At 64.9% G+C, this 26,118-nt stretch carries 26 protein-coding genes; 9 read left to right on the forward strand and 17 right to left on the reverse strand.

Features of this window, described 5'->3' with window-relative positions; genetic code table 11:
- Positions 1-105 precede the first annotated feature (105 nt).
- The 3 genes from C2U70_RS02460 (at position 106) to C2U70_RS02470 (ending at position 6,326) form a co-directional block, all read left to right on the forward strand.
- Positions 106-1,167 carry an MBL fold metallo-hydrolase gene (locus tag C2U70_RS02460; RefSeq protein WP_140976274.1) on the forward strand — a complete coding sequence of 354 codons (1,062 nt, stop codon included), beginning with the start codon at positions 106-108 and terminating at the stop codon, positions 1,165-1,167.
- A gap of 227 nt (positions 1,168-1,394) precedes the next feature.
- A complete protein-coding gene (gene hemA, locus C2U70_RS02465) occupies positions 1,395-2,624 on the forward strand; it encodes a 5-aminolevulinate synthase (protein ID WP_140976275.1) in 1,230 nt (409 codons plus the stop codon).
- Between the two features lie 192 nt (positions 2,625-2,816).
- Positions 2,817-6,326, forward strand: coding sequence for a PAS domain-containing hybrid sensor histidine kinase/response regulator (locus C2U70_RS02470; protein WP_140976276.1), 3,510 nt, complete (start codon positions 2,817-2,819; stop codon positions 6,324-6,326).
- A gap of 160 nt (positions 6,327-6,486) precedes the next feature.
- Here the strand turns inward: C2U70_RS02470 and C2U70_RS02475 are convergent, their stop codons facing one another.
- Positions 6,487-7,158: a response regulator gene (locus C2U70_RS02475; RefSeq protein ID WP_140976277.1), complete on the reverse strand. Its 672-nt coding sequence runs from the start codon at positions 7,156-7,158 to the stop codon at positions 6,487-6,489.
- Positions 7,159-7,525: 367 nt separating this feature from the next.
- On the opposite strand from C2U70_RS02475, the gene C2U70_RS02480 reads away from it, so the two are divergent.
- Positions 7,526-9,151 carry an MFS transporter gene (locus tag C2U70_RS02480; RefSeq protein ID WP_186294023.1) on the forward strand — a complete coding sequence of 542 codons (1,626 nt, stop codon included), beginning with the start codon at positions 7,526-7,528 and terminating at the stop codon, positions 9,149-9,151.
- A 62-nt stretch (positions 9,152-9,213) separates the two neighbouring features.
- Here the strand turns inward: C2U70_RS02480 and C2U70_RS02485 are convergent, their stop codons facing one another.
- The gene (locus C2U70_RS02485) at positions 9,214-9,687 is read right to left on the reverse strand and encodes a secondary thiamine-phosphate synthase enzyme YjbQ (RefSeq protein WP_140976279.1); all 474 of its coding nucleotides are present in this window, start codon (positions 9,685-9,687) and stop codon (positions 9,214-9,216) included.
- A 158-nt stretch (positions 9,688-9,845) separates the two neighbouring features.
- Complete coding sequence (locus C2U70_RS02490) at positions 9,846-10,364, reverse strand: hypothetical protein (RefSeq protein ID WP_140976280.1); 519 nt, start codon at positions 10,362-10,364, stop codon at positions 9,846-9,848.
- 382 nt (positions 10,365-10,746) lie between these two features.
- On the opposite strand from C2U70_RS02490, the gene C2U70_RS02500 reads away from it, so the two are divergent.
- From C2U70_RS02500 to C2U70_RS02520, 5 genes are all read left to right on the forward strand, one after another.
- Positions 10,747-11,121, forward strand: a complete 375-nt coding sequence (locus C2U70_RS02500; RefSeq protein ID WP_140976281.1) for an AtpZ/AtpI family protein — start codon at positions 10,747-10,749, stop codon at positions 11,119-11,121.
- A gap of 101 nt (positions 11,122-11,222) precedes the next feature.
- Entirely contained in the window at positions 11,223-11,972 is a 750-nt protein-coding gene (locus C2U70_RS02505) for a F0F1 ATP synthase subunit A (protein WP_140976282.1), read from the forward strand.
- A 53-nt stretch (positions 11,973-12,025) separates the two neighbouring features.
- Positions 12,026-12,253, forward strand: a complete 228-nt coding sequence (locus tag C2U70_RS02510) for a F0F1 ATP synthase subunit C (protein WP_018643436.1) — start codon at positions 12,026-12,028, stop codon at positions 12,251-12,253.
- Positions 12,254-12,314: 61 nt separating this feature from the next.
- Positions 12,315-12,881: a F0F1 ATP synthase subunit B gene (locus tag C2U70_RS02515; RefSeq protein ID WP_140976283.1), complete on the forward strand. Its 567-nt coding sequence runs from the start codon at positions 12,315-12,317 to the stop codon at positions 12,879-12,881.
- 6 nt (positions 12,882-12,887) lie between these two features.
- Complete coding sequence (locus C2U70_RS02520; protein ID WP_140976284.1) at positions 12,888-13,373, forward strand: ATP F0F1 synthase subunit B; 486 nt, start codon at positions 12,888-12,890, stop codon at positions 13,371-13,373.
- A gap of 260 nt (positions 13,374-13,633) precedes the next feature.
- On the opposite strand, the gene C2U70_RS02525 is transcribed toward C2U70_RS02520, so the two are convergent.
- The 14 genes from C2U70_RS02525 to coxB form a co-directional block, all read right to left on the reverse strand.
- Positions 13,634-14,284 (reverse strand): hypothetical protein, encoded by a 651-nt coding sequence (locus C2U70_RS02525; protein WP_140976285.1) that lies wholly within the window; start codon positions 14,282-14,284, stop codon positions 13,634-13,636.
- Positions 14,285-14,402: 118 nt separating this feature from the next.
- The gene (locus C2U70_RS02530; protein ID WP_140976286.1) at positions 14,403-14,990 is read right to left on the reverse strand and encodes a GNAT family N-acetyltransferase; all 588 of its coding nucleotides are present in this window, start codon (positions 14,988-14,990) and stop codon (positions 14,403-14,405) included.
- Between the two features lie 41 nt (positions 14,991-15,031).
- Positions 15,032-16,321 (reverse strand): M16 family metallopeptidase, encoded by a 1,290-nt coding sequence (locus C2U70_RS02535; RefSeq protein ID WP_140976287.1) that lies wholly within the window; start codon positions 16,319-16,321, stop codon positions 15,032-15,034.
- On the reverse strand, positions 16,318-17,736 hold the full coding sequence (thrC, locus tag C2U70_RS02540; RefSeq protein WP_186294024.1) for a threonine synthase: 1,419 nt from the start codon (positions 17,734-17,736) through the stop codon (positions 16,318-16,320). Before thrC ends, C2U70_RS02535 begins: the two co-directional genes overlap by 4 nt.
- Before the next feature lie 408 nt (positions 17,737-18,144).
- Positions 18,145-18,789 (reverse strand): response regulator transcription factor, encoded by a 645-nt coding sequence (locus C2U70_RS02545; protein ID WP_140976289.1) that lies wholly within the window; start codon positions 18,787-18,789, stop codon positions 18,145-18,147.
- 161 nt (positions 18,790-18,950) lie between these two features.
- The gene (locus C2U70_RS02550; RefSeq protein ID WP_140976290.1) at positions 18,951-19,316 is read right to left on the reverse strand and encodes a nuclear transport factor 2 family protein; all 366 of its coding nucleotides are present in this window, start codon (positions 19,314-19,316) and stop codon (positions 18,951-18,953) included.
- Positions 19,317-19,431: 115 nt separating this feature from the next.
- Positions 19,432-20,187 (reverse strand): SURF1 family protein, encoded by a 756-nt coding sequence (locus C2U70_RS02555; RefSeq protein ID WP_140976291.1) that lies wholly within the window; start codon positions 20,185-20,187, stop codon positions 19,432-19,434.
- Entirely contained in the window at positions 20,184-20,570 is a 387-nt protein-coding gene (locus C2U70_RS02560; protein WP_140976292.1) for a DUF983 domain-containing protein, read from the reverse strand. The genes C2U70_RS02555 and C2U70_RS02560 overlap by 4 nt, the downstream gene beginning before the upstream one ends.
- Before the next feature lie 78 nt (positions 20,571-20,648).
- Complete coding sequence (locus C2U70_RS02565) at positions 20,649-21,545, reverse strand: cytochrome c oxidase subunit 3 (protein WP_140976293.1); 897 nt, start codon at positions 21,543-21,545, stop codon at positions 20,649-20,651.
- A gap of 81 nt (positions 21,546-21,626) precedes the next feature.
- Positions 21,627-22,277: a cytochrome c oxidase assembly protein gene (locus C2U70_RS02570; RefSeq protein WP_140976294.1), complete on the reverse strand. Its 651-nt coding sequence runs from the start codon at positions 22,275-22,277 to the stop codon at positions 21,627-21,629.
- 8 nt (positions 22,278-22,285) lie between these two features.
- Positions 22,286-22,450, reverse strand: coding sequence for a CoxF protein (locus C2U70_RS02575; protein WP_140976295.1), 165 nt, complete (start codon positions 22,448-22,450; stop codon positions 22,286-22,288).
- A 7-nt stretch (positions 22,451-22,457) separates the two neighbouring features.
- The gene (locus tag C2U70_RS02580; protein WP_140976296.1) at positions 22,458-23,402 is read right to left on the reverse strand and encodes a heme o synthase; all 945 of its coding nucleotides are present in this window, start codon (positions 23,400-23,402) and stop codon (positions 22,458-22,460) included.
- 62 nt (positions 23,403-23,464) lie between these two features.
- Entirely contained in the window at positions 23,465-25,084 is a 1,620-nt protein-coding gene (ctaD, locus tag C2U70_RS02585; protein WP_140976297.1) for a cytochrome c oxidase subunit I, read from the reverse strand.
- Positions 25,085-25,165: 81 nt separating this feature from the next.
- The gene (coxB, locus tag C2U70_RS02590) at positions 25,166-26,008 is read right to left on the reverse strand and encodes a cytochrome c oxidase subunit II (protein ID WP_140976298.1); all 843 of its coding nucleotides are present in this window, start codon (positions 26,006-26,008) and stop codon (positions 25,166-25,168) included.
- Positions 26,009-26,118: the final 110 nt, after the last annotated feature.

Consider the following 26,118-nt stretch of genomic DNA (forward strand, 5'->3'; position numbering starts at 1 on the left):
CTCCATCCGGGCTACGGAAAAATGGCCGGGAATGACGGGTATGCCGTAACTCCCCGCCCCGTTTTTCGGCTGGCATCCCGCCTCCGCTGCGGGTACCGATAGACCATGAATTCGAAAACCGACTCCGTGCAGTCCTCGGCCGAGGCGCTGCGTTATCCCTGGGAACAGCATCCCGGCCCCGAAGAGGTCGTGGAGGTGCGCCCCGGCGTGTTGTGGGTGCGGCTGAAGCTGCCGTTCCGCCTCAACCATGTGAACATCTACCTGCTCGCCGACGGCGACGGCTATGCGATGATCGACTCCGGCTTCGGCAATGAGGAGACCATCGAGGCCTGGACAAAACTGTTCGACGGACCGCTGAAGGGCGTGCACATCTCGCGGCTGATCGTCACGCATTCCCATCCCGACCATGTCGGCCTCGCCGGCTGGATCGTCGAGCGCTTCAACTGCCCGCTGCAGATGTCGCAGGTCGAGTATCTGCAATCGGTCTATCACCAGAACCGCGGCACCGAAGAGCGCCGCAATGCGCAGCGGCTGTTCTTTCGCCGCCACGGCATGGACGAATCGCTCACCGAGAAGCTGCTCGGCCGCGGCCAGGATTATCTGAAGCGCGTGTCGGTGCTGCCGCCGTCCTATCACCGCATCTCGCATGGCGACGACGTCGTGATCGGCTCGCGGCGTTTCAAGGTCATCACCGGCGGCGGGCACGCGCTCGACCAGGTGATGCTGTATTGCGCCGACGACAAGCTGTTCCTGTCCGCCGACCAGGTGCTGAGCAAGATCTCGCCGAATGTCAGCGTGTGGGCGGTCGAGCCCGAGCAGAACTCGCTCGGCGAATATCTGGCATCGCTCGCGAGCCTCACCACCACCCTACCCTATGACGTGCTGGTGCTGCCCGGCCACGGCGTGCCGTTCTACGGCTTGAAGACCCGCATCAAGCAGCTGGCCGACCACCACGAGGACCGCTGCCGGCTGATCGCGGAAGCATGCCGCGAGCAGCCGAAGACCTCGAAGGATCTGGTGCCGGTCGTGTTCCACAAGCACGTGCTGGACGAGCACCAGATGGGCTTTGCCTCGGGCGAGCTCGTCGCCCACGTCAACTACATGCTGGTCGAGGGACGGCTGACGGCCGAGACCAAGGACGGCGTGCTGCAGTTCAGAACGACCTGAAGGTGGACTTCGCCTCGCCCCGCAAGCGTGGCGAGGGAGCACACGGTCACCGCGGTCGGGGCCTCCTCCACAAAAGCTTGATCGGGATCAAGATGGGTGGTGCCCGGATAGGGCATTTTGCCCAAATGCAGCGCGGCCCCAATTGTGGGATAGCGCATAGACATTAGAGCTGGAAAAGCTCTAAGAATGGCCGGCCTCGCCGGTCAGGTTCCACACTGGGTATGCCGATGGATTACAGCCAGTTTTTCAATAATGCCCTCGATCGCCTCCATGAAGAGCGCCGCTATCGCGTGTTCGCCGATCTGGAGCGCACGGCCGGCCGGTTCCCGCACGCGGTCTGGCACTCGCCGAAGGGCAAGCGCGACGTCGTGATCTGGTGCTCCAACGACTATCTCGGCATGGGCCAGCACCCGAAGGTGGTCGGCGCCATGGTGGAAACCGCGACCCGCGTCGGCACCGGCGCAGGCGGCACCCGCAACATCGCCGGCACCCATCACCCGCTGGTGCAGCTCGAGGCCGAGCTCGCCGACCTCCACGGCAAGGAAGCCGCCCTGCTGTTCACCTCGGGCTACGTCTCGAACCAGACCGGCATTGCGACCATCGCAAAACTCATTCCGAACTGCCTGATCCTGTCGGACGAGCTGAACCACAATTCGATGATCGAGGGCATCCGCCAGTCGGGCGCCGAGCGGGTCGTGTTCCGCCACAACGATCTCGCGCATCTCGAAGAGCTGCTGAAGGCCGCCGGTCCCAGCCGTCCCAAGCTGATCGCCTGCGAGAGCCTCTATTCCATGGACGGCGACGTCGCCCCGCTCGCCAAGATCTGCGATCTCGCCGAGAAATACGGCGCGATGACCTATGTCGACGAAGTGCACGCGGTCGGCATGTACGGCCCGCGCGGCGGCGGCATCGCCGAGCGTGACGGCGTCATGCATCGCATCGACATCCTCGAAGGCACGCTGGCCAAGGCGTTCGGCTGCCTTGGCGGCTACATCGCCGGCAATGGCCACATCATCGACGCCGTGCGCTCCTATGCGCCGGGCTTCATCTTCACGACCGCATTGCCGCCGGCGATCTGCTCGGCCGCAACCGCCGCGATCAAGCACCTGAAGAGCTCGAGCTGGGAGCGCGAGCGCCACCAGGACCGCGCCGCCCGCGTCAAGGCGATCCTCAACGCCGCCGGCCTGCCCGTGATGTCGAACGACACGCACATCGTGCCGCTGTTCGTCGGCGATCCCGAGAAGTGCAAACAGGCCTCCGACCTGCTGCTGGAAGAGCACGGCATCTACATCCAGCCGATCAACTATCCGACGGTCGCCAAGGGCACCGAGCGGCTGCGCATCACGCCCTCGCCCTATCATGACGACGGCCTGATCGATCAGCTCGCCGAAGCCCTGCTCCAGGTCTGGGACCGCCTCGGCCTGCCGCTGAAGCAGAAGTCGCTCGCGGCGGAGTAATCGTCGTCCTGGCGAAAGCCATGGGTCCTGGCTTTCGCCAGGACGGCATTGGGGTTTGCCGCTTAACGACGATGCCAGTTCCTGAGATCCTCGGGAAAATGGCTGTCGCTTGCCGCGCGCCATCGCGCTAGATTTGCAGCGGAAAATGAGACGGTCGCGGACTACCCGCGCCCAGAGGGAGAGCCCGCCGCAATGCTCCATGACTGGGGCGTGATCGCAGCCGCCTTCGGCTATATCGGCTTCCTGTTCCTGGTGGCGAGCCACGGCGACCGCCGCTCGCCGGCCAAGCCCGGTCGTGTCTCCGGCTTCATCTACCCGCTGTCGCTCGCGATCTACTGCACCTCCTGGACCTTCTTCGGCTCGGTCGGCTTTGCCACGCGCACCGCGACGGACTTCCTCGCGATCTATGTCGGCCCGATCCTGATGATCGGGCTCGGCATCGGTGTGCTCCGCCGGGTCATCCAGCTCGCAAAGGCGCAGAACATCACCTCGATCGCCGACTTCATCGGCGCGCGCTACGGCAAGAGCCAGGCGGTCGCGGCAACCGTCGCGCTGATCGCGATCATCGGCTCGGTGCCCTATATCGCGCTCCAGCTCAAGGCCGTCGCCTCCTCGCTCGAAACCATTTTGAGCGAAGACCAGGCCTTCTCCCACATCCCGATCCTCGGCGACATGGCGCTGATGGTGACGCTGGCGATGGCCGCCTTCGCGGTGCTGTTCGGCACCAGGCAGACCGACGCCACCGAACATCAGCACGGGTTGATGCTCGCGGTCGCGACCGAATCCATCGTCAAGCTGGTCGCCTTCCTCGCCGCCGGCGCCTTCGTCACCTTCTGGATGTTCTCGCCGAACGAATTGATCGAGCGCGCGCTGAAGACGCCGGAGGCGCTGCGCGTCATCAACTACTCGCCGTCGATCGGCAACTTCCTCACCATGACGCTGCTGTCGTTCTGCGCCATCATGCTGCTGCCGCGCCAGTTCCATGTCAGTGTGGTGGAGAATTCGTCGGACGCGGAAGTCTCCCGTGCGCGCTGGCTGTTCCCGCTCTATCTGGTCGCCATCAACCTGTTCGTGATCCCGATCGCGCTCGCCGGCCTCGTGACCTTCCCGTTCGGCGCGGTCGACCCCGATATGTACGTGCTGGCGCTGCCGATCGAGGGCGGCAGCGAGGCGCTGAGTGTCGCGATCTTCGTCGGCGGCCTGTCGGCGGCGACCGCGATGGTGATCGTTGAATGCGTCGCGCTCTCGATCATGGTCTCCAACGACCTCGTGGTGCCGCTGGTGCTGCAGCGCCGGCCCGAGGGCCGTGCCGGCTCCTCCGACTTCGGCGACTTCCTGCTGCGCTCGCGGCGCTTTGCGATCTTCGCCATCATGGTGATGGCCTATTTCTATTATCGCGCGCTCGGTAACACCCAGCTCGTGGCGATCGGTCTGTTGTCGTTTGCCGCGATCGCCCAGCTTGCGCCGTCGTTCTTCGGCGGATTGCTGTGGCGGCGCGCGACCGCGCGCGGCGCCATCGGCGGCATGCTGGTCGGTTTTGCGGTGTGGCTGTACACGCTGTTCGTTCCGAGCTTCCTCGATTCCTCCACCGCGGGAATCCTGCTGCTCCAGCATGGGCCGTTCGGGATCGAGGCGCTGCGGCCGCAGGCGCTGTTCGGCACCGATCTTCCCCCGCTGCTGCATGGCGTCGCCTGGTCGCTATCGCTCAACATTCTCACCTATGTCGTGCTGTCGTTGATGCGCGCGCCGACCTCGATCGAGCTGATGCAGGCCGATCTGTTCGTGCCCAACACGCTCGCTCCGAGCGCGCCGAGTTTTCGCCGCTGGCGCACCACCGTCACGGTGCAGGACATCCAGAGCACGGTGGCGCAGTATCTCGGCCCCGACCGCGCCCGGCATTCCTTCGAGGCCTTTGCGGCGCGGCGCAATGCGCGGCTCGAAGCCACGGCGCCCGCGGATTTCGAGCTGCTGCAGCATGCCGAGCATCTGATCGCCTCGTCGATCGGGGCTGCCTCCTCGCGCCTCGTGATGTCGCTGCTGCTGCGCAAGCGAACCGTTTCGGCCAGAGCCGCGCTAAAGCTGCTCGACGATTCCCATGCCGCGCTGCATTTCAACCGCGAGATGCTGCAGACCGCGCTGAACCACGTGCGCCAGGGCATCGCCGTGTTCGACGACGATCTCCGGCTCATCTGCTCCAACAGGCAGTTCGGCGACATCCTCGGCGTGCCCATGCATCTCGTGCAGTTCGGCACGCCGCTGCGCGAGATCCTGGAGATCATGGAGATCCACGGCCCGACCGACGCGGCCGAGCACGCGGCGGCCGTGGAGCGGCGGCTCGCGGCGTATACGACCGAGAGCGAGCCCTATCTCGAACGCCTGCCCGACCGCCACATGGTGCTGGAAGTCCTGACCAACCGCATGCCGGGCGGCGGCTTCGTCATCACCTTCACCGACGTGACGCCGTCGTTCGAGGCTGCCGAAGCGCTGGAGCGCGCCAATGCGACACTGGAAAAGCGCGTCCGCGACCGCACCGAGGAGCTGACCCGGCTGAACTCCGAGCTGGCGCAGGCCAAGAGCACGGCCGAAGACGCCAACATCTCCAAGACCCGATTCCTCGCCGCGGCGAGCCACGACATCCTGCAGCCGCTCAACGCGGCGCGGCTCTACGTCACGAGCCTGGTCGAACGGCCGGCCGGCGGCGAGGAGACGCGGCTGGTCGAGAACATCGACGAATCCCTGCAGGCGATCGAGGAGATCCTCGGCGCACTGCTGGACATCTCGCGGCTCGACGCCGGCGCGATGACGACGTCGATCACGAGCTTCAAGGTCGGCGACCTCATGCGCTCGCTGGAGATCGAGTTCGCGCCGATCGCGCGCGCCAAGGGTCTGCGACTGAGCTTCATGCCGTGCTCGCTGGCGGTTCGGTCGGACCGCCTGCTGCTGCGGCGGCTGCTGCAGAACCTGATCTCGAACGCGATCAAATACACCCCGCGCGGACGCGTGCTGGTCGGCTGCCGCCGCCACGGCGAGTCGCTGAAGATCTGCGTCTACGACACCGGCGTCGGCATCCCCGTGGTGAAGCGCGCCGAGATCTTCAAAGAGTTCCACCGCCTCGAGCAGGGCGCGCGGATCGCGCGCGGCCTCGGGCTCGGGCTCTCGATCGTCGAACGTCTGGCGCGCGTGCTCGACCACGGCATCGCCATCGACGCCAATGCGAGCGGCGGCTCGGTGTTTTCGGTCACCGTCCCGACCGCCAGCGCCGTCACCCATACCGCGGCGGTGACGAGCGCGACGCCGCTGGCGCGCACGCCGATCTCCGGCGCGCTGATCGTCTGCATCGAGAACGACGCGGCCATCCTCGACGGCATGCGCACGCTGCTGAAGGCGTGGGACGCCGAGGTGATCGCGGTCGCCGACCCCGAGTCCGCGATATCGGCCATCGAGGCCGCCGGCCGTCCCGTTACCGGCCTCCTGGTCGACTACCACCTCGACCGCGGCAACGGCATCGCCGCCATCCGCGACATCCGCCGCAAGTTCGGCGACGCGATCCCGGCGATCCTGATCACCGCCGATCGCAGCCCGGCCGTGCAGGTCGCGGCGCGCGAGGAGAAGATCGCGGTGCTCAACAAGCCGCTGAAGCCGGCCTCGCTGCGTGCCCTGCTCGGGCAATGGCGCACCCAGCAGATGGTGGCGGCGGAATAGGGTTCCGGCCGGTCCAGTCAAACTGCGGTGAAAACAACCCCATGCACAGTAGAGCGCGCCTGGGGAAAATATTGCGCGCTTTTCTGAAAAGGTCTCGCGCGAACAAGGGGGTGGAGTTCGCCAGCAACGATTCAGCGGGAATCATGCGCTTGGCCGCAAATCACTCCGTCGCCGTTCCCTGCTTCCATTGGCTGCCGGCGATCTTTGCTGCGGCGATCACCGCCTGGGTGCGGCTTTCGACGCCAAGCTTTTGCAGGATCGCGGAGACGTGGGCCTTGATGGTCGCCTCGGAGACGCCGAGCTCATAGGCGATCTGCTTGTTGAGCAGCCCTTCCGACAGCATCATCAGCACCCGCACCTGTTGCGGGGTGAGCGTCACCAGCCGGTCGCGCAGCCGCGTCATGTCGGGATCCGCCGGTGCCGACAGGTCGGTATCGGCCGGCACCCAGACGTCCCCCTCCATCACCTTGAGGATGGCGTCGCGCAGCGTCTCGACGCCGAATCGCTTTGGAATGAAACCGGAGGCTCCGAAATCCAGCGAACGGCGGATCGTGGCGCTGTCGTCGGAGGCCGAGACGATCACCACCGGAATCGCCGGATATTGCGCCCGCAAATAGATCAGGCCGGAAAAGCCGGAGATCCCGGGCATCGAGAGATCGAGCAGGATCAGATCGACCTCCGAGGTCTCCTCGAGGAGCTTTGTGAGGTCCTCGAACGATCCTGCTTCGTCGATCTTGGCCGTGGTCAGGACGCCCGCCACCGCCTGCCGCAACGCACCGCGGAACAGGGGATGATCATCGGCAATGACAAGATGGGTTGGAGAAGCGCTCATCGTCCCTTGCTGTCGTTACGCCGAATTTCGGCAAGTGCGGCACATGCGGCGGTACGGAATGCCGCACCGGGGGCCTCGCCAATTCTTCCCCGGCCGGCCGTGGCATGCAAGTACACATTATCCCTTTGCTGCAAAGGGGTTAATCCACAACCTGCTGCGTGCCTGCGGTATTGAATGGCAGGTCGTCAGGTGTGCGTCAGCGCGCAAGGCCAAAAGTCGTATTGGGGGAGGTTTCACGACGATGTTACTTTAGCACAAGGCCCAGACAGATCCGGTGCATCCGGTCGTCCGGGAGATAGCAAACGAATTTTCGGGGAGCGAACTCAACATGTCGACGATGGCAGTGTCTCAAACAGGCGCGGGAGGTATGACGAAGGACGAACGGTTCGTCATTCTCGCCTCTTCGCTCGGTACCGTGTTCGAATGGTACGATTTCTACCTCTACGGATCGCTTGCCGGCATCATCGGTGCACAGTTCTTCTCGGCCTATCCGCCGGCCACGCGTGACATCTTCGCGCTGCTGGCGTTCGCCGCCGGCTTCCTGGTCCGTCCCTTCGGCGCCATCGTGTTTGGCCGCGTCGGCGACATCGTCGGCCGCAAATACACCTTCCTCGTCACCATTCTGATCATGGGTCTGTCGACCTTCATCGTCGGCCTGCTGCCGAACGCAGCAACCATCGGCATCGCGGCTCCGATCATCCTGATCGCGCTGCGCCTCGCCCAGGGCCTCGCGCTCGGCGGCGAGTATGGCGGTGCGGCGACCTATGTCGCGGAGCATGCGCCGAACGGCAAGCGCGGCTACTATACCTCCTTCATCCAGACCACCGCGACGCTCGGCCTGTTCCTGTCGCTGCTGGTGATCCTGTTCACCCGCTCGGCGATCGGCGAAACCGACTTCGCGGCGTGGGGCTGGCGCATTCCGTTCCTGGTCTCGGTGCTGCTGCTCGGCATCTCCGTCTGGATCCGGCTGCGTCTGAACGAATCGCCGATCTTCCAGAAGATGAAGGACGAAGGTAAGGGCTCGAAGGCGCCGCTGACCGAAGCCTTCGGCAACTGGCAGAACGGCAAGCTCGTGCTGCTCGCCCTGCTCGGCGGCGTGATGGGCCAGGGCGTGGTCTGGTACACCGGCCAGTTCTACGCGCTGTTCTTCCTGCAATCGATCCTGAAGGTCGACGGCTACACCGCCAACCTTCTGATCGCCTGGTCGCTGCTGCTCGGCACCGGCTTCTTCATCGTGTTCGGCGCGCTGTCCGACAAGATCGGCCGCAAGCCGATCATCCTCGGCGGCTGCCTGATCGCGGCGCTGACCTTCTTCCCGATCTTCAAGATGATCACCACCAACGCCAACCCGGCGCTGGAGAAGGCGATCGAATCCGCGAAGGTCGAGGTTGTGGCCGATCCCGCAGGCTGCGGCGACCTGTTCAACCCGGTCGGCACCCGCGTCTTCTCCGCACCGTGCGACACCGCCCGCGCCTTCCTCGCCCAGTCGTCGGTCAAGTACACGACGAGCTACGGTGCGGCCGGCTCCGGCGTGAAGGTCATGGTCAACGGCAAGGAAGTGCCCTACGCCAACGCCAAGGACGGCAACCCGGCGGTCACGGCGGCTGTTGCTGCGGCCGGCTATCCCAAGGTGGGCGACGCCGGCATCGTGAAGATGGCGCATCCGTTCGACATCTTCCGTCCGCAGGTGGCCGCGATCATCGGGCTCTTGTTCATCCTGGTCGTCTACGTGACCATGGTGTACGGCCCGATCGCCGCGATGCTGGTCGAACTGTTCCCGACCCGCATCCGCTACACCTCGATGTCGCTGCCCTACCACATCGGCAACGGCTGGTTCGGCGGCCTCCTGCCCGCGACCGCGTTCGCGATCGTGGCCTCGACCGGCGACATCTATGCAGGTCTCTGGTACCCGATCATCTTCGCGTCCATCACGGTCGTGATCGGTTTCTTCTTCCTGCCCGAGACCAAGGACGTCGACATCAAGGCGACCTGATCGAAGGCACGATCGTCAAACACGAACCGGCCGCGGTCTCCGCGGCCGGTTTTGTTTTGTCCCTACCGTTGGCTGCCGATGAATTGCAGCACGACCTCGCGCTGATGCGGGCGGCTGCGATGCTCGATGAGATAGATCCCCTGCCATGTCCCGAGCGCCAGTGCTCCGTCCAGAACAGGGACCTGGAGCGAGGTTGCAGTCAGCATGGTCTTGATATGTGCCGGCATGTCGTCCGGCCCCTCGAGATCATGGACCCACCCGGTGTTCTCAGGCGCCAGCCGCGCCAGCGCGGTGGCGAGATCGACCAGCACGGATGGATCGGCGTTTTCCTGGATCGTCAGCGAGGCGGAGGTGTGGCGGATGAACAGCGTCAGCGCGCCGTCGCCGGCGCCCGCATCGGCGATGAACGCCCGGGCTTCGCCCGTGAGATCGATGAAGCCGCGGCCGGGCGTCTGCACGGTGAGGAGAGACGATGTGATGGACGTGGCCTGCACGGTCGATGGTGCGGAGCGGGTCATTGATCTTGCCGACGTCATAAGAGAGCTCATAGCTGCAGATGAGGTGCCGTAGGGTGGGCAAAGCTCCGGCGAAGCTCGCAGAGCGAAGGCGGAAGCGTGCCCACCTCTTCTGTCGCAGTCGAGGATAGATGGTGGGCACGCTTCGCTTTGCCCACCCTACGGCATCTCGCAAGACGCTAGATTTTCCCCGACACGTCCTTCTGCACGCGATTGGCCATCTCGATCAACCGCCGCCAGGCGCGCTCGAGGAACGACATCACGCGATCGACATCCTGGTCGCTCGGCAACGGAATCTCGATCTTGCGTTCGCCGTCCGCGACCTTGGGCTCGCTCTTCTTCAGCGGATCCGATTTCGGCAGTGCCTCGTCGATCTTGCCCGACACCGTGGGCCCGGCCGCGACTTGCGCCTTCAACTTCTCGACCTCGGCCTGCAGCCGTCCGATCTCGGCATCGAGCGCGGTGCGCTCGTCAGGCACGGCGTAGCAGGCCCAGCCGGTGCCGTTCTTGCTGCAGGTCGACACCGTGCCGGTGCGGGTGTCGAGCCGGAGCACGCCCTCCGGCGTCGGCGTCATGGTGTAGCGGCCGTTTTCGGCGTCAGGCGCCGATTGCGCGGTGACGAGGCCGCCACCGAGCGCGAGCGCGGCGATGGCCGCGATCGCAATCACCGGCTTCGAACATGATGTCGCTGGTCTCATCGCATAGCTCCGTCGCGACCATCGCTGGGTTGGATCAATCCTACACCCGCCCCCTCGCCCGCGCACGGCCCGGACGGGAGTCCATGCAGCCCAGAACGCGTCCGCAGGTTGCGCTACATACCCCTTCGGAGCGAGCTGCCGAAAGCAGCGAAATCCGCTTCCGACCATGCGTTGCGCACAGGAGCTGCTGCGGTGCGGCGTCACGCTGTGTGCAGCGTCAGCGAATATCGGAATATACACAAATAAATCAATGACATAGGTCATTTCAACGCAATCGTGACTCGGCTTGACTTGGCTAGGTGCCATCAGTATGGTCCGCGCGGCTTTTGAGGGTGGCGGGCGTAATTTCCATTCAACCGCGCGCGTTTCGGGTCTTCGTTGCATGGCACAGGGCACGGGACACGGCGAGAATGGAGATGGCGGTAAATCTCCCGAGGAAGCTGCGCTTTCCGCAAGGCTCGGACGTCTTGATCAACGGCTGTCGGATTTACGCGACCGCCAGGTGAAGACGGAGCAACCCGCAGGTGGAAGTGGAGATGCGGCGGCCAGAGCCTCGGCGATGGCGCTGGGTTTCCGGCTTTCGTCGGAGTTGGTCGCCGGTGTCGCTGTCGGAGCGGGGATTGGCTGGGGTTTCGACCGTTTGCTGTCGACGTCGCCTTTCGGATTCATCGTGTTCATGCTGCTGGGCTTCGTGGCCGGCGTCGTGAACGTGGTGAGGTCGGCCGGCGCGGGTTCAAGCAGGCGCGGCGGCTCGTAACCGGCCAGATGAATTTCGTACCGGTCCCACCGGTACAGCCGGGTCAGGCCCGGCAGACCGAGACCAGCCGGCTCGCCGGCAGACCAAGAGATGCCGCGCCGATGAAAATTGATCCGATCCACCAGTTCAACATCGAGCCCCTCTTCACGATTGGCCATATCGGCAATCAAACGATCGCCTTCACCAATTCGTCGCTCTACATGCTGGTGGCGGTTGCCGTCATCTCGATCCTGATGCTGGCGAGCGGCTCGCAGCTCGTTCCGGGGCGCCTGCAGTCGGTCGCCGAAATCTCCTACGAATTCGTCGCCTCGACCATCCGCTCGACCGCCGGCGCGGAAGGCATGAAGTTCTTCCCGCTGATCTTTTCGCTGTTCATGTTCATCTGCGTCTCGAACCTGGTCGGCATCATCCCCTACACCTTCACGGTCTCGAGCCATCTGATCGTCACGGTCGGGCTGGCGCTGCTGGTCTTCTTCACCGTGCTGATCTACGGCGTCGCCAAGAACGGCCTGAAATTCTTCTCGATCTTCGTTCCGCACGGCGTCCCCGGCTACATCCTGCCGCTGGTCATGTTCATCGAGATCCTGTCGTTCTTCCTGCGGCCGGTCTCGCACAGCATTCGTCTGTTCGCCAACATGCTGGCCGGCCACATCGCGCTGAAGGTGTTCGCGGGCTTCGTCGCCATGCTGGGCTTCTCGCTCGGCGCCATCGGCTGGGTCGGCGGCGTGCTGCCGCTGGCGCTCACCATCGCGCTGTACGCTCTCGAGATCCTGGTCGCGTTCCTGCAAGCCTATGTGTTTGCGATCCTGACCTGCATCTACCTCAACGACGCCATTCATCCGGGACACTGAGCGGTCCGGGAAATTTCCACCCACAACCCTATCTTTCTTCCAAGGAGTCTAAAATGGATCCGGCAGCAGCAAAACTTATCGGCGCGGGCATCGCGTGCATCGGCATGGGCGGCGCGGGCGTCGGCGTGGGCGTAATCTTCGGCAACTACCTCGCCGCAGCCGTCCGCAACCCGTCGGCTGCTCAGGGCCAGTTCGGCAACCTGATCTTCGGCTTCGCCGTGACCGAAGCGCTCGGCATCTTCTCGCTGCTGATCGCGCTGCTTCTGCTGTTCGTTTTCTAAAGAACGACTTCTTCCGCGCCGCTTCGTCCGAAGCGGCGCGTGACAGCAACAGGAGTACTCCATGGCCGAGAGTCATGGCGGGGCCAAAGGCCAGCCGGCCAAAGCCCACACCGAAGCCGACGGCGGTCATCACAGCGGCGGCTTTCCGCCGTTCGAGAGCAGCACCTTTGCTTCGCAACTGGTGTCGCTCGCGATCTTCTTCGTCCTGCTCTACGTGATCGTGTCCAAGCTCGCTCTGCCGAAGGTCGGCGGCGCGATCGAGGCGCGTCAGAACAAGATCGAGGGTGACCTCACCGAGGCGCAGAAGCTGAAGGACCAGTCCGACGCGGCGCTGAAGGCCTATGAGAACGAGCTCGCTGCGGCGCGCTCGCGGGCGCAGGCAATCGGCAACGAGTCCCGCGACAAGGCGAATGCGCAGGCGGAAGCCGAACGCAAGGCCCTGGAAGACCAGTTGGCGAAGAAGCTCGCCGAGGCGGAGAAGACCATCGCCTCGACCCGCACCGCCGCCATGAGCAACGTCCGCGGCATCGCGGCCGATACGGCAAGCGCGATCGTGCAGCGGCTCACCGGCATCGTTCCGGATGCGGCCTCGCTCAATGCCGCCGTTGACGCGTCCTTGAAGGGTTAGTCGAACATGTTCTTCGATCCTGAAACCTGGGTCGCCGTTGCCTTCGTGCTCCTGATGGTCGTGTTCGGCTATCTCGGGGTGTTCAAGTCGGCGATGACTGCGCTCGATCATCGCGCCGCCCGCATCAAGGCGGAGCTCGACGACGCCACGCGCCTGAAGGAAGAGGCCGCCAAGGTGCTCGCCGGCTACAAGGCGCGCAGCGCCACCGCCGAGCGTGAGGCCGCCGACATCATCGCCAACGCCAAGTCCGAAGCCGAGCGCATCGCGACCGAGGCCAAGGCGAAGGTGGAAGACTTCGTCGCCCGCCGCACCAAGACCGCTGAGGGCAAGATCGCGCTCGCCGAAGCCCAGGCCGTCGCCGACGTCCGCGCCGCAGCCGCGGAAGCCGCCGTGCAGGCCGCGTCGACGATCCTGTCGCAGTCGGTCAAGGGCCAGGTCGCCGACGACCTGCTCGCCAAGGGCATCTCCGAGGTTCGGCAGAAGCTGAACTGAGGGACGCATTCCCCGACAATCAAAAAGCCGGCGCTGATCGCGCCGGCTTTTTTGTTGAGTCGGTCTCTTACCCTCCCCTGGAGGGGGAGGGTCGATCGCGCGCAGCGCGAGCGGGGTGGGGTGATCTCTCAACTCGGGCAGTGTGCGACGCGGAGGGACCGTCACCCCACCCCGTCACGCAATCTCGCTTCGCTCGATGACGTGCCGACCCTCCCCCTCCAGGGGAGGGTAAGAGAGCAATTCGCTTCTCCGAGCGCGAGCTACTTCTTCTTTTTCGGCGCGGCCTTCGAGCCGCCCGCCAGCGCCTGCGGGTCGAAGCCGACGTAGAAGATGTAGTTGTCAGCAACGGCGGCTGACGGCAACGGATAGACGAGATCCTCGGCGACGAAGGTGAAGGGCACGCTGCCGTCCTCGGACATCGAAACCGTGGTCCGGTACGCCTTGGAGGCGATCACCTTCTCGCCGATGCCGCCCTGGACGACGGCGATGCGCAGGGGGATATCGACCGATGCCGGCGCGCCGGCGGGACCCGCCACGACGCGGCCCTGGATGCCGACCCGCGCGGTGATCTCGCCGCCATTGCGGATGCATTCGCGCGCCATCTTGGTGATCGAGGCCTGGTAGCGGACGTCGTTGCTGCCGGCCTGCTTGCCCTGGAGTGAGACCGTATAGGTGGACGCACCGGCACGCACCGTGACCTGGGGACAATCGACCTCAGGCGCCTCAGCGGGATTGGGCGCGGGCGCGGTCTGGGCCGGCTCATCCGACTTGCCACCGAACAGGCTCTTGAAGCGGTCGGTCAGCGATTGCGCGGCGGCCGGCGAGGCCGCGGCAAGCGTCACCGCAACGACCAGCGCAATCACGCCACCGCGCCGCGCCCTGCTCGACGATGATCGAAGCTCTCTTGGCATGAACGCCCCGTACTCCATGACACTCCCCGGCTCGTGCCCGGATGAAGCGGGTTATATCGCCAAAATCGGCGAACCCAAGGCAGAACCCAAGGCAGCATTAGGCAGACTTTCGGCTTGGTTAGCCGCGAAAATCCTCGTGCAGCAGGCCGAACAGCAGGTGGTCCTGCCAGACCCCGTTGATGCAGAGGTAGCGGCGCGCCAGGCCCTCGCGGGAGAAGCCGCACTTCTCCAGCACCCGGATCGACGGCGCATTGGTGGGGATGCAGGCGGCCTCCACCCGGTGCAGATTGAGCTCGCCGAACAGGGTCGGCAGCAGCACCCGCAGCGCAGCCGTCATGTAGCCGCGATGGGCGTGGGGCTGCCCGACCCAGTAGCCGATCGTGCCGGCCTGGACGATGCCGCGGCGGACATTGGCGAGCGTGATACCGCCGACCATCGCGCCGTCCAGCTCCCGGAACACCAGAAAGGGATAGGAACGGTCCGCGGCGATGTCCTCGGCATAGCGGCGCAGGCGGCGGCGGAAGCCCGACCGGGTGAGGTCATCCGACGGCCAGATCGGCTCCCAAGGGGTCAGGTAATCGCGGCTCGCTTCACGCAAATGTGCCCATTGCAGAAAGTCCGACATCTGCGGCGCGCGCAGCAACAGGCCGTTGCCGCGCGGGGCGAGGGCGGCGGGTCCACTGGATGGCAGGCGAAACAGGGCCATGTGATGCTTCCCGGGGCGCGTCAGCCCGGTCGGGCGAGGTGCTAGTGCAACCGCGCCTTGGCTCGCGCCTTGGTCAATCCTTCCGCAAAAGACACTGCCGTGTCCAGACCCCTGCCGGCGCCCAATGCAACCACGGCAGGGCGGCTGCGCGACAACAGCGCCCTGGCGGCATTGCGGGTCGATTCGACGGAGACCGCATCGATCCGGGCCACCAGCTCCTGCACCGTCTGCGGCCGTCCATAGGCCAGAACGTGCCGCGCGAGCTGCTCGGCCCGCGACGAGCAGCTCTCCAGCGCCATCAACAGGCCGGCCTTCATCTGCGCCTTGGCGCGGGCGATCTCGGCTTCGGTCAGCGTCTCCACCGAATCATTGATGATGTCGACCACGACCTCCATCATTTCAGGGGCGTCGGCGGGATCGGTGCCGGTGTAGAGGCCGAAGAACCCGGTATCGGTATAGGGCGCGTGAAAACTGTAGATGGAGTAGCAGAGCCCCCGCTTCTCCCGCACCTCCTGGAACAGCCGCGACGACATTCCGCCGCCGAGGATGTTGGTAAAGACCTGGAGCGAGAACAGCGACAGATCGGTCTGCGGCACGCCTTCCAGCGCCAGCGTCAGATGCGCCTGCTCGAGCTCGCGATGCACCACTTTTGCGCCGCCCTTGCCGAACATCGCGGTCTGCGGTTTCGGTCCGGGCGTTCCCTCGAAGCTCGCAAAGCGCTTCTCGACCTCGGCGACCACCTGCTTGTGATCGACCGCGCCGGCCGCGGCCACCACCATGTCGGGCCCGCGATAATGCGTGGAGAGATAGCCGCGCAGCGAGTCGCGATTGAAGCTGCGCAAGGTTTTTGCGGTGCCGAGCAGCGAGCGGCCCATCGGCTGGTCCGGGTAGCAGAGCTCGTTGAGATGCTCGAACACGACGTCGTCGGGCGTGTCCTGCGCGGCGCCGATCTCCTGCACGATGACGTTCTTCTCACGCTCGAGCTCGTCCGGCTCGAAGGCGGGATTGGCGAGAATGTCGGAGAGCACGTCGAGCGCCAGCGGCACGTCGGCCTTCATCACCCGCGCGTAATAGGACGTCGTCTCGGTCGAGGTGCCGGCGTTGAGGTCGCCGCCGACGGCCTCGATCTCCTCGACGATCTCGCGCGAGGACCGCCGTGTCGTGCCCTTGAACGCCATGTGTTCCAGGAGATGCGAGATGCCGTGCTCGTTGGGCTTCTCGTCGCGCCCGCCGACGCCGGCCCAGACGCCGAGCGCCGCGGTCTCGACATGGGGCATGTTGTCGGTGACGACGGTGAGGCCGGAGGGAAGCTTGGAGATCTCGACGCTCATCCGGCTACCCCTTGTTTCGCCGCGCGGCTGACCGACAACACGAATCGCTCGACCTCGGCCTGGTCGTTTTTCATCACCTTGATGTGTTCGGATTTGGTCATCAATCCGTCGAGCCAGACGGGAAGTTGCGGGCGCACGCCGCAGGCCGCCTCGACCGCATCGGGGAATTTCGCCGGATGGGCGGTGGACAGCACGATGTTGGGCACGCTGGTGTCGGTGGTGTCGCGGTCCGCCACCGCCAGCGCCACGGCGGTGTGGGGATCGACGAGCTCGCCGGCCTCGCGCCAGGCGGCGCGGATCGCAGCCGAGGTCTCGGTCTCGTCGGCACGGCCTGCGTCGAATTCCTCGCGGACGGAAGCGAGCGTCGCATCCGGCAGGACGAAGCGGCCGGACTGCTTCAGCGACTCCATCAGCCGGCGCACACCGGCAGCGTCGCGCTTGCCGGCCTCGAACAGCAGCCGCTCGAAATTCGAGGAGATCTGGATGTCCATCGAGGGCGACGCCGTCGCATGCACCTCGCGGACCTCGTAGATGCCGGTCTTGAGCGTGCGCGCCAGGATGTCGTTGACGTTGGCGGCGATGCGCAGGGTGCGCACCGGCAGGCCCATGCGCTTGGCGACGTAGCCGGCAAAGATGTCGCCGAAATTGCCCGTGGGCACGGTGAAATCGACCTTGCGCGCGGGCGAGCCGACCGCGACGGCTGAGGTGAAATAATAGACAACCTGGGCCACGATGCGCGCCCAGTTGATCGAGTTGACGCCCGACAGCGCGACCTGGTCGCGGAAGCGGTGATGATTGAACATCGCCTTCACGATGGCCTGGCAATCGTCAAACGTGCCTTCGATCGCGAGCGCATGCACATTGGCAGCGCCCGTCGTCGTCATCATGCGGCGCTGCACGTCGGAGATGCGGCCGTTCGGAAACAGCACGATGAGGTCGACATTCTCCAGCCCCGCGAAGGCCTCGACCGCGGCGCCGCCGGTGTCACCCGAGGTCGCGACCACGATGGTGGTGCGCTGGCCGCGCTTGGCGAGCACATGATCCATCAACCGCGAGATGAGCTGCATCGCGACGTCCTTGAACGCCAGCGTCGGGCCGTGGAACAGCTCGAGCACGAACTGGTTCGGCGACATCTGGCGCAGCGGCACGACCGCGGGATGGCGGAAGGTGGCGTAGGCTTCGTTGGCCATGCGGCCGAGCTCGGCATCGGAAATCTCGCCGGCCGCGAACGGCCGGATGATTTCGACCGCGACCTCCCAATAGGGGCGGCCGAAGAATTTTGCGATGGCGTCGTGCGAGAGCTGTGGCCAGGTCACGGGCACGTAGAGGCCGCCGTCGCGGGCAAGCCCGGTCAGCATCACGTCGCGGAAGCCAAGCTCAGGGGCCTCGCCCCGGGTCGAAAGATATCGCGTCAAACCGCCCTCCAAAGGCCGGCCTTTTGCCTAAACCTTTGATTTTAATGAATTTACTTGTTTCGTGCGCCACAAGCTCGGCGGCACCATAAAGCGTTTTGCAGCATCGGGAAACCGCTTCGGCGTCGCGCCGGCGTCCCGGAAACGATCAAGAAAAAGGGCTGCGGGGTCGCCGCAGCCCTCTCCTGGAAGGGTCTGTCGTTATTTGTGCAGACCTACTTATCCCTCGTCCGGGTCGCATCCCCGTCAAATCGCGAGCCGTGAGCTATCGTCGGCCGTCATCAGATCGTCAAGAGCAAAAACGGCCGATCCGGCGCAATGTTCCGAATTTTCCCGAACGGGCACGTGCTCGATTTTTGCTTTCACGCGTTTGCTTGACGCGAACCGGAGCCCACTTCGCTCGAAAACGCTTCAGTCCAGTCCCATCGCCACCGCGATGCGGATCAGGTCGGAATGGTTCTTGGCGTTGAGCTTCTGCTTGAGCAGCGAGGTGGTGTTGGCGACCGTCTTGTAGGAAATGCCGAGCGCCTCGGCGACCTCGACGATCTTGTCGCCGCGGCCGAGCAATCGAAGAATCTCCAATTCGCGCGGCGTCATCTGCGAGGCCGGATTGGCCTTGATCGCAGCGCCCGAGAACGTCACGGCTTCGGCCAACTGCGGCGAGATGAAGTTGTCGCCGGCAACGACCTTGCGCACCGCCTTCAGCAGGATCTTGGGATCGTCGCCCTTGGAGACGTAGCCCTGCGCGCCGAGCTCGACGGCGCGCACCACGAAGGCCGGATCGTCGTTCATGCTGAACATGATGATCTTGGCATCCGGATCATCCTTGCGGATGCGGCGCATCAGCTCGAAGCCGGACACGTCGGGCAGGCCGATGTCGATCACGGTGACGTCGGGGCGCTTGCTGATATAGGCGCGGTGACCGGATTTGGCGTCGATCGCCTCATCGATCCGGATCGACTGGTCGACGGCGAGGAGAGTTCGGCAACCGGACAAGACTACGGGATGGTCGTCGACGATCAAAACCCTGGTCGCAGGCCTGGCGGTGTCTTGCATTGCGCGCTCTCTTTTCCTGACTGATAACGCGTCGGGAACAAATAGAAAGTGCGAATTCTGCCACCTCCGTTAGAATTGACCTAATGTGACAATGCCGTCCTGCGGATTGCTGCAGCGATTGCGGTGCTCGGCTCGATGTGAACGGGCGTCCACTTTGCTCGCTAACACGCGCAGCAATCGGCCGGGTTCTGCTGCGCGGGTTCGCATAGCGTACGGACGATCTTGCCGTCATCGCCGAAGCCGAACAGCGCACGGATGCGCAAGGAGCCGGCGACGGAATATTCGAGCTCCACGCCCTCAGGCGCAGGGCTGATGTCCTCGAGGCCGACGCCGGTGAAGGAGAAGGCGCTGATCTTCGGCTCCCAATAGGCGCCGATCTCGTTGCGGCCGTGATAGACCTGCGCGCCGTCGCATTGGCATTCCAGCTCGGCATCGTCGGCGTAGAGATCGAGCATCGAGGCGAGGTCGCCCTTGCGGCAGGCGTCCAGCCAATCCACGACGATGCCCATCTGGTCGATATCGTTCACGCGTCCGTCCCTGGTGCCGCGAAAGGAAAATGCGCGCGCGGCTTAGGATCATTGTCGTGAACATGCGCTGAATGGGGAAGACCGGACAATCCCGGGTTTCGGCTCCGGAACCGGCTCAGGCCCGCCGCCGCCCCCTCGCCCAGACGCCGAATGCGATCAGCACGGCGCCCGCGAGCGAGAACCAGGTGATGGCGTATTGCAGATGGTCGTCCTTCAGATGCACGTCGAGCGGGCCGGGCCGCGGGATGTTGTTGGCGGGCGCGGGCCGCTCCAGGTCGACATAGAACGGCGCGACCGCGCCCCAGCCCAGCGCGCTCGCCATCAGATGCTGATCGCGCACGAACCAGAGCCGCGCGATGCGGTTCTCGGCCGGCGTCAGCCAGCCCGGCTGTTCCGGGAAACGCAGGTAGCCGGTCAGCGTTACGGGCTCGCCGGTGACGAGCTTCTTCGCCGCGCGGTCCTGCAACGCGCGGTCCTGCATCGTGTTCTCGACGAAGCCGGCGTCGATCACGACTATCTCCCCGCTCGGCAGCCGTGCGGGCAGAAAGGCCCAGGTGCCGGGGCCCGAGGCATCCTTCCGCACCGCGGAGCCGGAGCTGTAGACCATCGCATCGGGCAGCGGCGCATAGGTCGCCGTGAAGGTGACACGGCGAAACTCGTCGCTGGCCGCATTCAGCCTGCTCCATTGCGCGGATGGCGGCAGCGCGACTGGCGCCGTCGCGAGGCGCTCGGTGAGTGCGGCGATCAGCTCGTGCTTGGCGGTACGGCGCTGCAATTGCCAGACGCCGAGTGCGATGAGGGCCGCCATCATGGCGAGCGTGAACAGGGCAAAGCCGGCAATCGCCGGCTTGCGCGGAGACGTGCCGTTCATTTCGGGCGATCGATCAACTGGCCCGGCGCCGCCTTGTGGTGGAATTGCAGCGCGATCAAGAGCGACTTCATCGCGCGCAGCGGCAGCAGCGTGGTCGCAAGGATCAGCGGCAGCCACAGCACCGCATGCAGCCAGTACGGCGGCTGGTACTTGACCTCGACGATCAGCGCCGCGGCCACCACGACCGCGCCGGCCAGCATGATGATGAAGATCGCGGGCCCGTCGCCGGTGTCGATGAAGGCGTAGTCGAGGCCGCAGCGGTCGCAGGCGGGCGCGAGCGTCAGAAAGCCCGCATACATCTTGCCCTGGCCGCAGCGCGGACATTTGCAGGCGAGCCCGCGCATCGCGCTCTGCAGGACGGTGGTGGGAGGATAGTCGGTCATACCAGCTCCTTCCCCTCTCCTGTTAAACGAAAGGGGCGGCCATCGCGGCCGCCCCTTTGTAGCATGATCAATCTTCGCCTAGTGCGCGCCGTGCGCCATGACCTCGGCACCGCGTCCCCAGACGTAGATGCAGAGGAACAGGAACAGCCACACCACGTCGACGAAGTGCCAGTACCAGGCGGCAAACTCGAAGCCGAGGTGCTGCTTCGGCGTGAAGTGGCCGGCATAGGCGCGCGCCAGGCACACGGTCAGGAACACGGTACCGACCAGCACGTGGAAACCGTGGAAGCCGGTCGCCATGAAGAAGGTCGCGCCATAGACGTTGCCCGCGAACGAGAACGCGGCGTGGCCGTATTCATAGGCCTGCACGCAGGTGAAGGCGGCGCCGAGCACAATGGTGAGAATCAGGCCGTATTTCAGGCCCTGGCGATCGTTCTCCAGGAGCGCGTGATGCGCCCAGGTCACCGTGGTGCCCGAGGTCAGCAGGATCAGCGTGTTGAGCAGCGGCAGGTGCCAGGGATCGAAGGTCTCGATGCCCTTCGGCGGCCAGGTGCCCGGCACGGCGCAGGCGCCGGCCTGGGTGCCGAGGCCGCAACCGAACACGGCGTCACGGGTGGCGTGGACGGCGTCGGCCGGGAACAAAGCGGCGTTGAAATAGGCCCAGAACCAGGCCACGAAGAACATCACCTCGGAGGCGATGAACAGGATCATGCCGTAACGGTGATGAAGCTGCACGACGCGGGTGTGGTCGCCCTTGTACTGGGCTTCCTTGATCACGTCGCCCCACCAGCTTGCCATCGTGTAGAGCACGCCGATGGTGCCGATGCCGAACACGATCGGCGCACCCTTGAACATGTGGTGCATCCACGCGATGGCGCCGACCGCCATGATGAAGGCCGACACCGAGCCGACGGCCGGCCACGGAGAGGGATCGACCAGGTGGTAATCGTGTTGCTTGCCGTGCGCGGTTGCCATTGCGGTCAGTCTCCTTAGCCCGTGCCGTGAGGCACTTGTCCCCTCAAATTCCAATCACCGTGATCCCTGAGATCGCGGCGATCAAAGATTACCCTTGCGTCTGTCGTTCTCGCCCGAGGCGAGCGGCTTCACCACCGGATCGCGGACGGGATAGAACGTGTAGGAAAGCGTGATCGTGCCGAGCCCGTCATTGTCGTGATCATCCGCGAGCGACGGATCGACATAGAACACCACAGGCATCTCCCGCTTCTCGCCGGGCGCCATGGTCTGCTCGGTGAAGCAGAAACAGTTGATCTTCTGGAAATAGGATCCGACCGTCAGCGGCGCGACGTTGTAGGCCGCCTGCCCCGCCGTGGTCCGCGCCGCCTGGTTGGTCACGGTGTAGTAGACGGTGACGACCTGGCCGACATTGACCTCGATCTCGGTCTGCTCCGGCTCGAACTTCCAGGGCAGGCCCGGCGCGACGTTGGAATCGAAGCGCACCGCGATCTTGCGCGCGAGCGGGCCGGTCGTGGGCGCCGACGTTGCGACCTGCGTGGTGCCGTTGAAGCCGGTGGCGCGGCAGAACCAGTTGTAGAAGGGCACGGCGGCGTAGGATGCGCCGACCATGAGCGCGACGACGAGGCCGCAGATCGAGGCGACCATCGCGTCACGACCCAGCCCCTTGAAGGGCCCGCGGCGCGTTGCCAGCTTGGGCGTCACATCCTGCGCTATGGTCGGTTTCTGATCCATTTCTCTCGTTACATCGGCCGTATCAGCACCGCTGGTCCCTTGACCATGGTGACTGCGAAGAACAGCAGCACGAGCACGCCGAGTGCGAGCGCGATCGCGATCGAACGCTGACGGCGGCTCTTTTTCTGCGCGTCCGTGAGGACGATTCCATCTGGCTCTGACTTGTCGGCCATGCCTCGATCATGCGCCCCCAACCATCGGAGCAAGCGCGCGGACCACGACCTCGAGCAGCAGGGTCGCGAACAGCACGAACAGGTAAAGGATGGAGAACGCAAACAGCTTGCGCGTCGCGCGCAGCGACTGGCTGCGCTCGCGGCGAATATAGACGTTGATGGCGAGCACCAGCATGCCGGCGCCGAGCACCAGCGAGGTGACGCCGTAGATCGCGTCGAAATAGCCGAGCGCCCAGGGCGCCGCCGCAACTGCGATCAGGACGATGGTGTAGAGCAGGATCTGCAGCCGGGTGGCATCGGGGCCGGCGACGTTCGGCAGCATCGGAATGCCGGCGCGCGCATAGTCGTCGGAGCGGAACAGCGCCAGCGCCCAGAAGTGCGGCGGGGTCCAGAAGAAGATGATGGCGAACAGCAGCAGCGGCTCGACGTCGACGGTCCCCGTCACGGCGGCCCAGGCCACGACAGGCGGCAGCGCACCGGCGGCGCCGCCGATCACGATGTTCTGCGCAGTCCAGCGCTTCAGGCCCATCGTGTAGATCACGACGTAGAAGAAGATGGTGAAGGCGAGCAGCGCGCCTGCGATCCAGTTGACGAGGATGCCGAGCGTCATCACCGAGAAGAAGGACAGCGTCAGGCCGAAGGCCATCGCCTCGCCGCTGGTGACGCGGCCGCGCGGGATCGGCCGGTTCGCCGTGCGCGACATCTTCGAGTCGATATCGCCCTCGAGCGCCATGTTCAGCGCGCCGGACGCACCGGCGCCGACGGCGATGCAGAGCAGCGCAGTGATCGCCAGCACGGGATGGAAATGCCCGGGTGCCATCGCCATGCCGACCAGCGCGGTGAAGATCACGAGCGACATCACGCGCGGCTTCAGGAGCGCGATGTAATCGCCAGGCTCCGCTTCGGAGATCCGGGGATTGATGTCGACGGCGTTGTGGTCGAGGACGGACACTTAATTGAACTCGCTTCCTGATAGAGCCGCGGCGCCCGTGACGGGCGCCGCGGAGTTCTTGCTTATTGCACGCGCGGCAGCACTTCGAACTGGTGGAAGGGCGGCGGCGAGGTCAGCGTCCATTCCAGCGTGGTCGCACCCGGACCCCACGGATTATTCGGAGCCGGAACCTTTTTCACGAAGGCGTCGATCACGCAGTACAGGAAGACCAGCACGCCGAAGCCGGAGATGTAGGAGCCGATCGACGAGACGTAGTTCCAGCCCGCGAACGCATCCGGATAGTCGACATAGCGGCGCGGCATGCCCGACAGGCCGAGGAAGTGCTGCGGGAAGAACACCAGGTTCACACCGATGAAGGTGATCCAGAAGTGCGCCTTGGCCAGGCCCTCATTGTACATGTAGCCGGTCATCTTCGGGAACCAGTAGTACCAGCCGGCGAAGATCGCGAACACGGCGCCGAGCGACAGCACGTAGTGGAAGTGCGCGACGACGTAGTAGGTCTCCTGCAGCACGCGGTCGACGCCGGCATTCGCCAGCACGACGCCGGTGACGCCACCGACCGTGAACAGGAAGATGAAGCCCACGGCCCAGATCATCGGGGCGCGGAATTCGATCGAGCCGCCCCACATCGTGGCGATCCACGAGAAGATTTTGACGCCGGTCGGGACTGCGATGACCATGGTCGCCGCCACGAAATAGGCCTGCGTCGCCGAGGACATGCCGACCGTGTACATGTGGTGCGCCCACACCACGAAGCCGATGCCACCGATCGCGACCATGGCGTAGGCCATGCCGAGATAGCCGAACACGGGCTTGCGCGAGAAGGTGGAGATGATCTGGCTGACCATGCCGAAGCCGGGCAGGATCAGGATGTACACTTCGGGGTGGCCGAAGAACCAGAACAGATGCTGGAACAGCACGGGATCGCCGCCACCGTCAGGCGAGAAGAAGGTGGTGCCGAAATTGCGATCGGTGAGCAGCATGGTGATCGCGCCGGCGAGAACCGGCAGCGACAGCAGCAGCAGGAACACCGTCACCAGGATCGACCACACGAACAGCGGCATCTTGTGCAGGGTCATGCCCGGCGCGCGCATGTTGAAGATCGTGGTGATGAAGTTGATCGCGCCCAGGATCGACGAGGCACCGGCCAGATGCAGCGACAGGATCGCGAAGTCGACGGCCGGGCCCGGGTGACCCGAGGTCGACAGCGGCGCGTAGATGGTCCAACCGGCGCCGACGCCGTTGGCGCCCGGCTCGCCCTCGACGAAGGTCGAGATCAGGAGCAGCGCGAAGGAGGCCGGCAGCAGCCAGAACGAGATGTTGTTCATGCGCGGGAACGCCATGTCGGGCGCACCGATCATCAGCGGCACGAACCAGTTGCCGAAGCCGCCGATCATCGCGGGCATGACCATGAAGAAGATCATGATCAGGCCGTGGCTGGTGACGAAGACGTTGTAGGTGTGCGTCTCGTGGAAGATCTGCACGCCGGGGATCATCAGCTCGGCGCGGATCGCGACCGACATCGCGGCGCCGATGACGCCGGCGATGACCGCGAACACCAGGTACATCGTGCCGATGTCCTTGTGGTTCGTCGAATAGACGTAGCGCCGCCATCCGGTCGGATGGTCATGCGCATGATCGTCATGAGCGTGGTCGCTGTGTGTCGCTGCACTCGTTGCCATTTTCAAATCCTGCCTTGCGTCCCGTTCGGACCCGTCCAAGCTTCCTGGGGGTCCCGCCCTTTAGTCCCCTCAACCCGACGCTTACTGCGTCGGGCCCGCGGCCGAAGCGAAGGTGCTCGTGCCGCCGCTCGCATATTTCTTCTTCGCGGTCTCGACCCAGGAGGCGAACTCCTGGTCGCTGACCACGCGAATCGCGATCGGCATGAAGGCGTGGTCCTTGCCGCACAGTTCCGAGCACTGGCCGTAATACATGCCCACCTTGGTGGCCTTGAACCAGGTCTCGTTCAGGCGGCCCGGAATGGCGTCGATCTTGACGCCGAAGGCCGGCAGCGCGAAGGCGTGGATGACGTCGGCGCCGGTGGTCTGGACGCGAATCACCTTGTTGACCGGCACGACCATCTCGTTGTCGACGCCGAGCAGGCGCGGCTGCTTGTCCTGCGCCATCAGCGAATCGAACTCGAACTTGCCGTTATCGGGATAAGCGTAGGACCAGTACCACTGCTTCCCGGTGGCCTTCACGGTGAGGTCCGCCTTCGGAATGTCCAGCTCGAGGAACAGCAGGCGGAACGACGGCACCGAGATGCCGACCAGGATCAGCACCGGGATCAGCGTCCAGGCCACTTCGATCAGCGTGTTGTGGGTGGTGCGCGACGGCACCGGATTGGCGCGGGCGTTGAACTTCACCACCACGATCACCAGCAGCGCCAGCACGAACAGCGTGATGACGGTGATGAGCACGAACAGGAAATTGTGGAACCAGACGATGTTGTCCATCACCGGCGAACCGGAGGGCTGCAGCGTCCATTCCCACGGCGACGGCTGACCCAGCTCGCCCGCGAGGGCTGCGCCGCCAGCGGCCATCATCACGCCCGCTACGGCCAATCCCAGCAAGTGCCGGCCCATCCGGCCCATCGACATCCTCATGCCGTTCGCGCTCCCCTCAAGAAATTACCCCAATGCATTCCGCCCATCGTCGGGGAATGCTTTTCACGATCCGCCCTCTGACAAACCGCCTCTCAAGAATACCTCTAAGA

The organism is Bradyrhizobium guangdongense, from assembly GCF_006483445.1.
GTDB lineage: Bacteria > Pseudomonadota > Alphaproteobacteria > Rhizobiales > Xanthobacteraceae > Bradyrhizobium > Bradyrhizobium guangdongense_A.

Bases quoted from the DNA above. Each gene is read 5' to 3' on its own strand.
- C2U70_RS02510 (WP_018643436.1), top strand. From the start codon at position 12,026: ATGGATCCGGCAGCAGCAAAACTTATCGGCGCGGGCATCGCGTGCATC.
- C2U70_RS02485 (WP_140976279.1), bottom strand. From the start codon at position 9,687: ATGACGTCGGCAAGATCAATGACCCGCTCCGCACCATCGACCGTGCAG.
- C2U70_RS02560 (WP_140976292.1), bottom strand. From the start codon at position 20,570: ATGACCGACTATCCTCCCACCACCGTCCTGCAGAGCGCGATGCGCGGG.
- C2U70_RS02470 (WP_140976276.1), top strand. From the start codon at position 2,817: ATGCTCCATGACTGGGGCGTGATCGCAGCCGCCTTCGGCTATATCGGC.
- C2U70_RS02500 (WP_140976281.1), top strand. From the start codon at position 10,747: ATGGCACAGGGCACGGGACACGGCGAGAATGGAGATGGCGGTAAATCT.
- hemA (WP_140976275.1), top strand. From the start codon at position 1,395: ATGGATTACAGCCAGTTTTTCAATAATGCCCTCGATCGCCTCCATGAA.
- C2U70_RS02460 (WP_140976274.1), top strand. From the start codon at position 106: ATGAATTCGAAAACCGACTCCGTGCAGTCCTCGGCCGAGGCGCTGCGT.
- C2U70_RS02475 (WP_140976277.1), bottom strand. From the start codon at position 7,158: ATGAGCGCTTCTCCAACCCATCTTGTCATTGCCGATGATCATCCCCTG.
- C2U70_RS02525 (WP_140976285.1), bottom strand. From the start codon at position 14,284: ATGCCAAGAGAGCTTCGATCATCGTCGAGCAGGGCGCGGCGCGGTGGC.
- coxB (WP_140976298.1), bottom strand. From the start codon at position 26,008: ATGAGGATGTCGATGGGCCGGATGGGCCGGCACTTGCTGGGATTGGCC.
- C2U70_RS02530 (WP_140976286.1), bottom strand. From the start codon at position 14,990: ATGGCCCTGTTTCGCCTGCCATCCAGTGGACCCGCCGCCCTCGCCCCG.
- C2U70_RS02555 (WP_140976291.1), bottom strand. From the start codon at position 20,187: ATGAACGGCACGTCTCCGCGCAAGCCGGCGATTGCCGGCTTTGCCCTG.
- C2U70_RS02565 (WP_140976293.1), bottom strand. From the start codon at position 21,545: ATGGCAACCGCGCACGGCAAGCAACACGATTACCACCTGGTCGATCCC.
- C2U70_RS02480 (WP_186294023.1), top strand. From the start codon at position 7,526: ATGACGAAGGACGAACGGTTCGTCATTCTCGCCTCTTCGCTCGGTACC.
- ctaD (WP_140976297.1), bottom strand. From the start codon at position 25,084: ATGGCAACGAGTGCAGCGACACACAGCGACCACGCTCATGACGATCAT.
- C2U70_RS02545 (WP_140976289.1), bottom strand. From the start codon at position 18,789: ATGCAAGACACCGCCAGGCCTGCGACCAGGGTTTTGATCGTCGACGAC.
- C2U70_RS02490 (WP_140976280.1), bottom strand. From the start codon at position 10,364: ATGAGACCAGCGACATCATGTTCGAAGCCGGTGATTGCGATCGCGGCC.
- C2U70_RS02505 (WP_140976282.1), top strand. From the start codon at position 11,223: ATGAAAATTGATCCGATCCACCAGTTCAACATCGAGCCCCTCTTCACG.
- C2U70_RS02535 (WP_140976287.1), bottom strand. From the start codon at position 16,321: ATGAGCGTCGAGATCTCCAAGCTTCCCTCCGGCCTCACCGTCGTCACC.
- C2U70_RS02575 (WP_140976295.1), bottom strand. From the start codon at position 22,450: ATGGCCGACAAGTCAGAGCCAGATGGAATCGTCCTCACGGACGCGCAG.
- C2U70_RS02520 (WP_140976284.1), top strand. From the start codon at position 12,888: ATGTTCTTCGATCCTGAAACCTGGGTCGCCGTTGCCTTCGTGCTCCTG.
- C2U70_RS02570 (WP_140976294.1), bottom strand. From the start codon at position 22,277: ATGGATCAGAAACCGACCATAGCGCAGGATGTGACGCCCAAGCTGGCA.
- C2U70_RS02515 (WP_140976283.1), top strand. From the start codon at position 12,315: ATGGCCGAGAGTCATGGCGGGGCCAAAGGCCAGCCGGCCAAAGCCCAC.